The organism is Prochlorococcus marinus str. GP2, from assembly GCF_000759885.1.
Classification (GTDB): Bacteria; Cyanobacteriota; Cyanobacteriia; order PCC-6307; family Cyanobiaceae; genus Prochlorococcus_A; species Prochlorococcus_A marinus_J.
In genome coordinates this window covers 258,811-271,626 of the sequence record NZ_JNAH01000004.1, presented here as the reverse complement: position 1 = coordinate 271,626, position 12,816 = coordinate 258,811, and the positions used below count along the sequence as shown (strand labels likewise).

General features: G+C 29.2%; 9 protein-coding genes. 1 reads left to right on the top strand and 8 read right to left on the bottom strand.

All coding sequences use genetic code 11. The annotated features are described in order from the left end of the window. Positions 1–50: 50 nt before the first annotated feature. A complete protein-coding gene (gene mfd, locus EU91_RS0108615) occupies positions 51–3,563 on the bottom strand; it encodes a transcription-repair coupling factor (protein WP_032524483.1) in 3,513 nt (1,170 codons plus the stop codon). A gap of 74 nt (positions 3,564–3,637) precedes the next feature. Here mfd and EU91_RS0108610 point away from each other — a divergent pair, with 74 nt between their 5' ends. Beyond that, a complete protein-coding gene (locus tag EU91_RS0108610) occupies positions 3,638–4,348 on the top strand; it encodes a TerC family protein (RefSeq protein WP_032524482.1) in 711 nt (236 codons plus the stop codon). Here the strand turns inward: EU91_RS0108610 and fmt are convergent. The 7 genes from fmt to EU91_RS04000 form a co-directional block, all read right to left on the bottom strand. After that, positions 4,345–5,331 (bottom strand): methionyl-tRNA formyltransferase, encoded by a 987-nt coding sequence (gene fmt, locus EU91_RS0108605; RefSeq protein WP_032524481.1) that lies wholly within the window; start codon positions 5,329–5,331, stop codon positions 4,345–4,347. The genes EU91_RS0108610 and fmt overlap by 4 nt on opposite strands. After that, positions 5,328–6,680, bottom strand: coding sequence for a TldD/PmbA family protein (locus tag EU91_RS03975; protein WP_032524480.1), 1,353 nt, complete (start codon positions 6,678–6,680; stop codon positions 5,328–5,330). Before EU91_RS03975 ends, fmt begins: the two co-directional genes overlap by 4 nt. Positions 6,681–6,683: 3 nt before the next feature. Next, entirely contained in the window at positions 6,684–8,105 is a 1,422-nt protein-coding gene (locus EU91_RS03980; RefSeq protein WP_032524479.1) for a TldD/PmbA family protein, read from the bottom strand. Between the two features lie 31 nt (positions 8,106–8,136). Then, positions 8,137–9,309, bottom strand: a complete 1,173-nt coding sequence (gene acsF, locus EU91_RS03985; RefSeq protein WP_032524478.1) for a magnesium-protoporphyrin IX monomethyl ester (oxidative) cyclase — start codon at positions 9,307–9,309, stop codon at positions 8,137–8,139. A gap of 79 nt (positions 9,310–9,388) precedes the next feature. Further along, complete coding sequence (locus tag EU91_RS03990; RefSeq protein WP_032524477.1) at positions 9,389–9,967, bottom strand: DUF2996 domain-containing protein; 579 nt, start codon at positions 9,965–9,967, stop codon at positions 9,389–9,391. Positions 9,968–10,025: 58 nt separating this feature from the next. Beyond that, positions 10,026–10,406: a hypothetical protein gene (locus tag EU91_RS03995; RefSeq protein ID WP_342503431.1), complete on the bottom strand. Its 381-nt coding sequence runs from the start codon at positions 10,404–10,406 to the stop codon at positions 10,026–10,028. 110 nt (positions 10,407–10,516) lie between these two features. Next, the gene (locus EU91_RS04000) at positions 10,517–12,751 is read right to left on the bottom strand and encodes a S1 RNA-binding domain-containing protein (RefSeq protein ID WP_032524475.1); all 2,235 of its coding nucleotides are present in this window, start codon (positions 12,749–12,751) and stop codon (positions 10,517–10,519) included. Positions 12,752–12,816: the final 65 nt, after the last annotated feature.

The following is a 12,816-nucleotide window of genomic DNA, read 5'->3' as shown; positions in this document are numbered from 1 at the left end:
TTTAACTGAAAATTTACTCTTTCGCGGATATTAAATAAATATTTAATGATTTATTCTTTTTTGATTAGTAGATCTTTATCAAAATTATTTATTTCTTTTACAAATAAACCAAACCAAAACATTAATTGATCAATTTGATTTTCAATTTCAGTCACTCCTAAACCTCTTATGGTTATAAGTGAAAATTGCTCTCCCTCATCAAAATTAAATTTATTTTGAACGCTGCTTGGTAAAGAATTTCGCAGCATCTTAAAAGTTGATTGTTTTAATTTTGACTCTATTAAAATATTTGGTTTTTTGAGTTTGATCTTATTAAAACCACATTTTTTAGCCAGTAATTTTAGTCTCATTATCATAATTAAAGACTCAACAGCTTTGGGTAAGTTTCCATATCTATTAACCCAGTCTGTGGCTAATTCAGTTAATTCATCATTATTTGAACATTCGGTAGCGGATTTGTAAGCCTCAAGCTTCTCTTCTCTGTTTAATATCCATGATGCAGGTATAAATGCATTTATTGGTAGATCAATTTGAGTATCGCTAACTTCAGGTATTTCTTGGCCACTGATTTCTGAAATAGCCTCATGGAGCATTTCTATATATAAATCATATCCAATAGCATTAACCTTTCCACTCTGCTCTTCTCCTAGCAAACTACCAACACCTCTTATTTCCATATCTTTCATAGCAAGTTGGTATCCACTTCCTAGTTCTGAAAAGTCTTTTATCGCTTTCAATCTTTGTTTTGCAGCGTCATTAATTTTATTTATATTTGGATAAAACAACCATGCATGTGCTTGTACACCGCTTCTGCCAACTCTTCCTCTAAGTTGATAAAGTTGTGAAAGGCCAAATTTGTGAGAATCTTCAATAATTATTGTATTCACTTTAGGGATGTCTAATCCACTTTCAATTATCGTTGTGCATATCATTAGATCAACTTCTCCATTATTAAAAGCAATCATTGCATTTTCAAGCTCTGTTTCGTTCATTTGCCCATGTGCAACAATAAATTTTAAGCTGGGAAACATATTTTTTAATTTGTTTACAGCTTGATCAATATCAGAAATTCTTGGAAGAACATAAAAGATTTGACCTCCTCTATCAAGTTCTTGATTAATTGCAGTTCTTATAACATCCATATCTATTTCAGATAAATATGTTTTTATTGATCTTCTTGATGGAGGAGGAGTATTTAGTAGGCTCATTTGTCTTAGTCCAGATAAGCTCATATAAAGAGTTCTTGGAATTGGAGTTGCTGAGATAGTTAAAACGTCTATGTTGTTTTTGAGTTTTTTAATTTTTTCTTTTTGCCTCACTCCAAATCTTTGTTCTTCATCAATCACAAGTAGTCCTAAGTTTTTAATTTCTATTTCTTTACCTAAAATTTGGTGCGTTGCTACAACTAAATCAATTTTGTTATTTTTCAAACCTGCATAGATTTCCTTTCTTTCATTAACGGTTTTGAATCTATTGAGTAATGATACTTTTATTGGGTAAGGTGAAAATCTATTATTTATTGTTCTCCAATGTTGCTGAGCTAGGATTGTTGTAGGCGCTAGTAATATTACCTGTTTGCCTGATGTAATAGCCTTAAAAATAGCCCGAACAGCGACTTCTGTTTTACCAAATCCTACATCTCCACAAACTAGTCTGTCCATTGGCTTATCGCTTTCCATATCAGCTTTTATTTCTTCTACGGCAGTAATTTGATCAGGTGTTGGTTGATAAGGGAATGATTCCTCTAATTCATCTTGCCAAGGACCATCTTCTGGGTAAATGTACCCCCTTAATTTTTCTCTCTTTGCATAAAGTTTTAAAATATCGACAGCAACTTTTTTGATTTGTTTCTTATTTTTATCTTTTATTCTTTCCCATTCTGTCCCTCCTAATTTATTTATTTTTGGCTTTATTTTTCCGCTTGATCTATATCTGTTAACACTACCAAGCTGATCAGCAGCAACACTTATCTTCCCATCTTGATACTGAATGACTAAATAATCTCTGGAATCACCAGTTATATTTATTTTTTCTATTTTTAAAAATCTTCCTATTCCATGATTTTTATGAACTATAAAATCACCAGGACTAATCTTATTTACATTTATATTTGAATTGACACTTCTTTTTTTTCTTCTTATGAATACATTATTAAAAAGAGATTGTTGTGAAAATAATTCTTTATCTGTTATCAGGACAACTTTCCATATCGGAAGATAAAATCCCTCGATTTCATAATTATTCTTATTTTTTAAAATTAAAGGGGTTGAACTATTAATTGACTTAAATGCTTCATCAGTATCATTAGGATTGTTTAAGAAATTTGTATTACATTCGTGCTCAAAAAGTAAAGTCCTAGTTCTCAATGGCTGTGCTGATAATATCCATACTTTTTCATTATTTTTTATATTTTTATTTATATCATTGGATAATTTCCCTATATTTTTAGAGTATGAGTTTAATCTTTTATCGTTTAACAAAAACCTATTATCAATATTTACTTTAGATTCAAATTCATAAAATTTTATTAAATTAAAATTTCCTAGTTTATCTAATATTTCATCAAACTTTAAATGCAAATTAGGTTTGGCCTCTAAATTAATGTCATTATTTTTAAGGTTCTCATTTAATTCATACTTACAATTATCAAAACTACTTTCTGAATCAAGATACCAATTATTTGCAAATTTTTTACAATCTTCTAATTCATCAATTACAAGAATTGTTTCCCTATTTATAAAATCTATTATATTTGAGGGTTGTTTTTCAATTATTCCTAAATAGCGATCGAGATTATTTTTATTTATATCTTCTGAATTAAAAATACTGTTTTTAGATAAATTATTTAACTTATCTTTTATTAATAAATCAAATCCAGCCTGTATTATTTCAACATTATTGATACTTTCTAATGTTTTCTGTGAATTGGGATCATATTCTCTTATTTTCTCAATTACATTATCAAAAAATTCTAATCTTACAGGAAACTCATTATTGACAGGATAAATATCTATTATTTCCCCTCTCCTACTCCAGAATCCTTCTGTTGAAGTTACATTTTCCTTTGTATAACCCAACAAAGTAAGTTTATTTGCTAATTCTTGAATCTCGATTTGAAATCCTTTTTTTAAATCTAACTTGTTTTCAATTAATAAGTTTTTATTTATTAGATGAGGCTGTAGTGATCTCTCTGTTGATATAACAATATTAAGTTGCTTTTTTTCTTTTTTTATTAATTTGGATAAAACAGTAAGCTGACTAAATTCAATCTCTTTGGATTTATTAATTGATGCATATGGTAGATGTTCTGTTGGAGGATAATATAAAACTTCTTTCTCATTTATACTTTCAAAATAACCAATCCATTTGTATGCAATTTCTATATTAGGACATATTAATACTATATTTTTTTTCTCTTTTTTTGCGATGCTATCTAAAATTATTGATTTAGCATATCTACTTGAGCCAACAATATTTAATTCATTATTTTTTGAAATTCTTTTTATTAATTCAGAAGTAATTTGTGAGTTAGAAATATAATCAACTAAAGTATTTAAACTCATTAATAGTTATCAATCTTGATTACAAATATCCGATCTATTATATTAGATTTTATACTGATTGTGAACAATATTTGATGGATTCGGCCGCAATAAATTCTTTTATACCAACACTAGATCAGGTAGATAGCTGGTACGAAATCTTCACACTTTTACCAATATTAATTGCTCTAGAATTATTATTGTCGGCTGATAATGCTGTCGCACTAGCTTCTCTTACTAAATCCCTCGACAGTTCAGAATTAAGGTCAAGAGCCTTAAATATTGGTATAACAATATCTTTATTATTTAGAATTATTCTCATCATATTATCTAACGTTCTTCTCAAGTATATTCTTATTAGAGTTTTTGCTGGTTTTTATTTAATATACTTATTCTTTTCTAATGTTTTTTTAAATTCAGATATAGAAAATGCTGAAAGTGGAACAGATAATAAAAAAAATAATCTTAGGTTCTTAAGAGTTGTAGCACTTCTTTCAATTACTGATTTTGCATTTTCTATAGACAGTATTACTACTGCAGTAGCAATTAGCGATCAATACATATTAATTATATTTGGAGCAGTAATTGGTGTATTAGCATTAAGATTTACATCTGGGATTTTTTTAAAACTTCTGGATATATTTTCTAGATTGGAAACAGCCGGTTACGTTGCGATTTTGATTGTTGGGATTAAGCTTTTACTAAATACGTTAATAAAAGAGTCCATTCTTCCAGACTATTATTTTTATATTTTGATTCTTTTTGCTTTCATTTGGGGATTCTCTAAAAAAGAATCTAAAGCTTAATCTGAGAAATATTCACCTACTGTAGGTTTTAACTGTTGTATCAATTGATTTTTGCTAGATATGTTTTTGCCTTCAAGTTTTGCTTCTAATAAAATAATCGGATCAGTTTTAGTTGAAATTATTATTCCTTCATTTTCTAAGACAGAAAGAATAATTCCTGGTTTTGAATAGTTTCTCATTTTAAGGTATTTTTCATTTTTTATTTCATCACTACTCAAAACTTTGATTTTAATTATTTTTAGGTTCTTACCTCTAAAAGTTGTATTTGCTTTTGGGTATAGTGCTTTAATTTTTTGAGAAATTTTAAATGCCTCATTACTCCAAACCACTTTAAAATCTGATTTTTCAATCATTCTTGCGTAAGTAATCTCTCTTCCAAGGGTATTTTGTTTTGTTAATTTGGAAGTAGTTTTTTTATTAATATTTTCTTCGATTAAAGATGTAGCATTTAAAAATAATTTTGCCGATAAAATACTAAGTTTTTCAGATAGTGTATTTAAATTATCGTTATTATCGATTTTAATTTTTTCTTCCAACAATATATCGCCAGTATCTAGTCCCTCATTCATTTTCATAATTCCTACACCAGTAAATTCATCTCCTTTTATTAGGGACCATTGGATTGGGGCAGCACCACGCCATCTTGGAAGTAATGAAGCATGTGCGTTCCAACAACCATATTTGGGGATTTCCAATATCTCTTTGGGTAAAATTTTCCCGTAAGCTATAACAATAAATAAATCACAAGAAAGTGATTTAAGTTCATTTATAAAATCTATATTGCCCTTGATTTTTTCTGGAGTATAAATTTTTATAGATTCTTGCTCAGCAATGTTTTTGATGGGGGAGGATATTAATTTATTTCCCCTAGATCTTTTCTTATCAGGTTGGCTAACTACTGCAATTACCTCGTGCTTAGATTTAATTAAAATATCAAGACTCGAAATTGAATATTCAGGTGTTCCCCAAAATATAATTCTCACGCGTCACCAGTTATTGATAATTCATCTACCCATATATGTGGAGAAATTCCACTTGTTGTTACCTCCTGGCTTGATTCAATATTTACTATATTTTTCAAAAGATATTTGATATCCCCTGCTACGGTGGCAGATTCTATAGAGATTTTTTTACCGTTTTTGTAGAGCCATCCATCAAATGGAAGAGAAAATGAACCTTGACTTGCTCTGACACCTGCATGGATTGCATTTAACTCTTCGATATAAACAAATTCTCCCTCATAAGTAGAGTGATCTAGTGATGTTTTTAGATCAAAGTTTTCTTCTGATTTTTCAACTACGATCCAATCAGGAGATACTGAGACTTTTGATCCTAGTCCAGCGTGGCCAGTGGGAGTTGTTTTAAATATTCTTGCAGTTGATTCAGAATGTATAAAATTTTCAATTCTCCCTTTATTAATTAGACATAGTCTTTTGGTTGGTGTTCCTTCTCCATCAAATGGTGTTGAAGAAATATTCTTTTCGTGAAGGCCATCATCATAAATATTAAGTGCTTCTGTAGATAGTTTCTCTCCGATTGAATTTTTATTAGATAAGCTCACTCCATCTATGATGCTTCTAGCATTAAACATTGAGCTAAAGGCGTTAATGATAGTTAAAAAAGCCTCTGGGGAAAAACATATTAAATATTTATCAGTTTTAATAGTTGAATAATTTAAATGAGAAATTGTTTTATTTGAAGCCTCTTTAATACACGACTCTATATCTATATCATCAGCTCCATATCCAAGTTTTACAGAACCTGAACTACGAGGCTTCTTATTTTTCTCTTCTGCTCTTGCATATAAATATAGTGCTGCTTGACTTTTGGAATAACTTCGAAAGGCACCCTCACTATTTGCATAAACTCTCTCAAAGAAACTCTCAGATAAACCATTATATGGAACAGATTTTATGGATTCATGACTTTCTATTAGTTTTACTTCCGCTCCTCTTAAAAGTGTAAGTAATTTTTTTATTCCAACAGGATTTCTTTTTTTAAAATCCTTAACTTTAATAGGATCCTTCGCTAGTGGTGAAAATTCTGTAGTTTCATTCTTATTGCCGAAATCAGAAGCTATATTTGCCTGCTTAAGAGCCTTTTTAATACCAGATTCACTAATATCACTTGTTGTAGTAATACCAACCAGATTAGATTGATTCCAAACTCTTATAGTTAAAATTTGCTTTTGTGATGCCTTAAGTTGTTTAGCCTCTCCTTTATCTACTTGCACAGAATAATCATTAGAAAAGCTTGCTCCATAATCCCATTTTTTAAGATTTAGGAAATCTGCAGCTTTGGAGATTTGAGTTGTGATTTCTCTTGAATTCATATCCTATCTTCCGCCAACAGTGATTGAATCAACCTTAATATGAGGTTGGCCAACAGTTACGTTGACACTTCCACTAATGGAACCACAGAATCCAGGTGCTAATTCAAGGTCATTTCCGCACATTGATATTTTAGGCATAACTTCTTTAGCCTCACCGATCAATGTTGCCCCCTTTACTGGACTAGTTAATTTTCCATTTTTAATAAGATAACCTTCTTCTACCGCAAAATTAAATTGTCCTGTAGCACCTACACTGCCACCACCCATTGATTTGCAGTAAAGACCATCACTAATACTATTGATTAAATCCTCTTTCGAGTGCTCACCTTTAGCTATATAAGTATTTCTCATTCTTGAAGCTGCAGCAAAAGAATAATTTTGTCTTCTTCCACTTCCTGTTCTTTTATGGCCAGTTCTTAATTCACCTGCCCTGTCTGATATGAATTTTTTTAAAATTCCATCTTTTATAAGAACTGATTTTTCGGGTTCCATACCTTCATCATCTACTGATAATGAACCGAAGGATCCTTCTGATATTCCTTCATCTATTGCTGTTACAGATTCATGTGCAATTTTTTCATTCAATTTATTCTCAAATGGTGTTGTTCCTCTCTCTATTTGAGTAGTTTCAAGTAAATGACCGCAGGCTTCATGGAATATAACGCCACCAAATTTATTAGCTAATACAACAGGCATTTGCCCTGCATCAACATAATCTGCGTACAACATGTTCATTGAACTTTCAAACACATCATTAGCTGCTTTTTCGTGATCCCATAATCTAAATTCATTAGGCATTCCTGACGATCCAAATCTTCTACTTCCACTAGATCTATATTGGGCATCACTTGCAATTACATTGAGTCCAACTGTTTGATGCAATCTAATATCTGAAACATAGGTTCCGTCGCTGGAGGCTATAATTACTTCTTGAAGATTTCTCGAGTAACTTCCTTTTCTAGTTATTATTTTGTTATCTTTTTTTAAAGATTTTGTGCTGACTAGTAGTTTTTCACTTATCTCATTAATAGATGGGACTTCATTAATCCATTTTTTCTTGGATAAACTATAGTCCCTATGTTCATTTAAACCGTTAAATACTTCTCTCTTGTTATCTGTTATGTCTAACATCTCAATAGCCTGAGATACCGATCTCATCAAGCCTTGCTTTGTTAAATTATTTGTACTTACAAATCCATCCTTTTCCCCCTTGAATATTCTAATGCCAGCACCTCTTCCAAATGATGGACTTACATTTGTAATAAAATCTTCTTCAGCTAAAACGCTTGAGTTGTCAGTATTCTCTAAAAATATTTCTACAAAATCAGCACCAAGTCCAATGCCGTAGAAAATAATTTCTTCTAATAAATCTTTATTGCAACTACCAAAAACGATTTCATTTGATTTAATTTGTGACGAAAGCATATGAGTTTATAAATCTTCTCTGTATTAAAGATTATCTAATCGAAGGTTGGAAATCTTTGCTATCAAGAGGTTTTAATAAGTATAGTCTTAATAACTGGTAACCGTTTGATAAATATTTAGGTAATTTTTTAAAAGTTTTAGATACTTTATTTCCATCACTGTTTGCAATATCGGAAAGAACCTTATTATTCTCTACTATTTTATCTAATCTTCCATAAAAAGATTTATCATAAACGTCCATTACTACAGGGAAAACTCTAGCTGCAGTTTCATTTGTTTTATTAATAACAAACTGGTCGTAATCTCTGGCATCTAAACCTAAAGAACTGTAGAAATCTTTTTTAATTCCCAAATCCCTTGCATACATAGTGGCAAATACAGCTAAAAGAAAGAACCTAGACCATAACTTTGATGTTAATGGAAGATTATTCAAGAAATATCTAAACCTATGGAAGTAGTCAAATAATGGGTGTGTAAAAGTAGAGCCGCCAATGGTAATTTTTTGGCTTAAAGATTTAACAGTGCGTGGCTGTGCTTTCATTAATGCGTCAAAGAAATCCCCATGTCTATTTTCATCTTGACACCAATTTTCAAAGTAATTAAATAGTGGGAAAATTTTGCTATCAGGGTTCTTTTCGAGATGCCTATAAATTGCTATGTATCTCCAATAACCTATTTTTTCGGATAAATAAGTAGCGTAAAAAATACTTCTTGGAGGGAAATAAGTGTAATCTTTATTGGCTGTTAAAAAACCTAAATCTAACTGAAGTCCAAAGTCACTCATTGATTTATTTAAAAAACCTGCATGTCTTGCTTCATCTCTGGCCATATGAGCAAAACATTCAGCAAGTAGAGGGTTTTTGACTTTAATTCTCTTACTAAGTTCCTTATAAAGTAAAAAACCTGAGAATTCTGAAGTACAACTTCCCTCGAGAAAATCAACAAAAAGCTCTCTTGTCTTAGGATCTAATTTATCTGCAGCCCCTTCAAATTCACTATTTCTTACAAAATGATGTCTATTGTAATCTTTCCTAAATTCCTCACATATAGCTTCCAATTCCTCCTCGTTTATTGATAAATCCATATTTTCCATGGCCTCAAAATCTGTTGTATAGAATCTTGGAGACAAAATTGTTTCTTTTGCTGGTATCTTTCCGTTATTAATATCTTTTTTATTTTTTGATTCAACAGTTGATTGAGCCATTTTTTATTCGGTTAATAATACTATTATTTACTATGATTTGTATTTTCGAGGGAAAAGTTAACTTGGTGTTATTGTTTTTCTAATTAACTCCTATTAATTTTTGTCCATTTAATCTTTGCAATACTCTTGAAATAATTAATTTTAGGGTAATTCTTTTTTCGTCGATAAGAAAAGATTCAATAATACTGGGATTTTGATTAGGTTTTGATAAAGAAATACTTTTTAATGAACTAATGTCATCCTTCTCAAAGGATAACCAAAAGTTACATGTATCTTTAATTTCACAGTTTATTACCCAACATTTATCTCCAGCAATAGGTCTATTAGTGTTTGAAAGTTTAATTTCGTTTATTTCTAAACCTCTTTGATTAATTTCTTCTATAAGTTCAGGAATTAAATGTGTGTTAATAAATTCTTGGAAAGGCTTTTTCTCTATTGGGATTTCTTTTTTTGGTTTTGTTATGGGTTTGTCGGGAGTATCAATTTCATTTTTTATAACAACTTTAGAAGAAGAATTCCTTTCAGAAATACCATTATTCATATCCATTTTGATAACATTTTCTGATTTAGGTTCCATTATTTCATTAGAGTTTGATTTAGTAGTATTGTCAGATGATTCTTTTTTGAGTTCATTATTTTTGTCTAAATTTTCTTCCATAAAAAAAATTATTTATACCATTATAAATTAAAAAAACATTTTTAATTAATTTATTTTTCTACCAATCACTATCAACATTATCCCAGTCATCTTTATTATCAGGATTTGAATAATTGAGATCTTTTTTAAAATTATTTTCCTCCGTATTTTTGACTACTCTGTAATTAACGGATATTGTTGGTTGCGCATCTCTAATATCCCTTTGTGGTGGCATCTCCACATTAGATCTTGGATATTCTTCATTATCTAAAGGTTCATAATTCTCTTCTATTTGCTCGACATTATTTTCTTTATAACTAGTGATATTAGTATTTAATAGAATGCTCACAAATAAACCAGATAAAAAAGAAATACTGATTAACTTCCCTATAGTTACTTCTTGGATAGTCCATCTAAAGTATCTAAATGAAGTCTTCTGGTTATTATTTGTAAATAACAAAGTTTGAATAATTATTATAAAAAAAAGGGTAAATAATAAAAATTTTTTCTTTAATATCATTCTAAAAAAACATCTTCATTGTTATTTGATTAATAAATTCATAATATATTTCATAAAGCTTCTTTATTTAATTCTAAATCAATTTGATATTTAAGAATATCAACTTTCATTATCTTTACTTCTATTTCATCTCCAACTTTATATGATTTTTTAGATTTCCTTCCTATTAATATATTTTGTCGTGATCTATACTCATACCAATCATTATTAAGGGTGCTAACATGTACAAGACCTTCCACATTTAGTTCTGATATCTCAACAAAAAAACCATAACTTTGCACTGATAATATAAAACCACTATAAATATTACCTATTAATTTATCGGCTATTCTTACTTTTTTTATACTTATCATATTGGATTTGTATTGATTTACTTTGTCTTTATAATCATTAATTTTATCTATTACAAACTTATTAAATAATAAATCTATATTCTTTGAAACTGAAGAATTAAATATATCCCAATTTACTAAATTCAATGAATTACTTTCCACTATATTAATTTCATTAATGTTAATTTTCTTTGATTTCTTTCCATTTATTATCATATTAAAAATACAATACTGGTTCATAAGATTAGTGAAGTCATATCCAGGCATTGTCCATGGAGATATAAATAGTTTTTCTGGATCTTCATTATCAATTTTTTCAGTAAAAAGGGTAACTTCATTATCCTTAAATTCATTAATTAAAAGTTTATGTAAGATTCTTTTTTTATTATCATCGCCACATAACTTAATTAGTTGACTAAATGATAAATTACCATCTTCATTCAGCTCTATATCATTATCAATAAATTCAGAATATTTGATGATTTCATTTGCATTAATATAATCTATTCCTTTTGAGAGGTATCCTGCACTTTTTAAACCATAGTGACTTGAATGTTTAAACCATATTAAGTTTGCTTCGAGTAGTATTGGGGAAAGATACGTTTGACAATCTTCTTTTTTTAATGTTTCAAAATATCCTTTCGAATATTCTGCAGGGTTGTGAATAAAAAATTCATTTAATGAATCTATTTTATTAAGTGGTGCAGGGATTTCAGCTTTACCTTCAAAGATATGTCTTTGTCTGAATGAAGTTGAAATTTCTAAAATTTTATCTAGATTCGCGATATGATCCTTTATTGGTTTTAAAAATCGAGAGGTTATTCTAGTTTTACTTTTTCTAGATTGAAGTGCCTCAGTATGATCACTTCCAACAACAAGGGTGCATTTTACTAAAGTTAGATGAAATGACCAATCAGTTATTTCATTAACGCTATTTAAATGTAAGCAGAGACTAATTGCTTCATTCTTTTTACCTAAGTTAAATTGAGAAGTATTTCTTATAACTTTATTAATGTAGTTTTGCCAATTATTCAATAAGGGTAATGATTCAAAACTATCAAAAAATACTGCTAAGGATTTTTTACTATTAAGTTCTACTATTTCTGCAAGATTATTTGTATGTATCCATAGTTTAGTTTCTCCATCTTTTCCTTCTTCTACTTGAATCATTGGAAGCATTGGAGAATTATCAGAATTCCAACTTTTGAACAAATAAGAGTTTTTATCTGATAAATCTATTCTTTCCCTTTTCTCTATTTTCTTAGATCCAATTTCATTTTCATTGAATAACTTGACAATATTGCTTTTAGATAAAACAAAATCTGTATCTAATTCTTCATTTTTATTTAGTTGTAATTCTTGTATTACATGGCCTAATCCTTCATCTTGACCAATTGGAAATCTATCGATTTGAACTTTAACTATATTCTTATTTTCCGTTTTGTATAAATATTTTTTATCCTCTTTTGGAAGTTTTATTTTAGAAAGAATCCTATCATCAATGGGAATGGCATATACATGATCGCTTATAGTTTCAACTTTTGAGAGAAGTATCTGATTTGATCTTTCAAGAATACAATCAACTACTCCCTCAGGTGATCTTCTTCTGTAACCATCCTTTATTATCCTTACTAAAACTTTATCTCCATTCCAAGCATAATTAAGTAGATTTTCTCTAATGTAAATATCTTCTTCGTTTCTGTCTCTTACGGCAAAGCAGTACCCTTTACTACTACACCTTATTTTAGCGAATATGTGATTGCTATCTGAAGTGTATGTATATGCATTATTTTCATTTTTATTTATAATTTCAAGTTTTTCTAAAGCTGATAAAGCTATATTTAATTTTTCTTTATCAGATTTCTTAGTTACTTTTAATGAACTGCATAACTTCTTATATTCTAAACCTTCTGACTGATTCAAATTATCAATAATTGAAGATGTTGTGAACATGGTATAAATAAATATTTATAGATTAATTAGGTTATATAAACCATTATTACACCTTTTTATCCAAG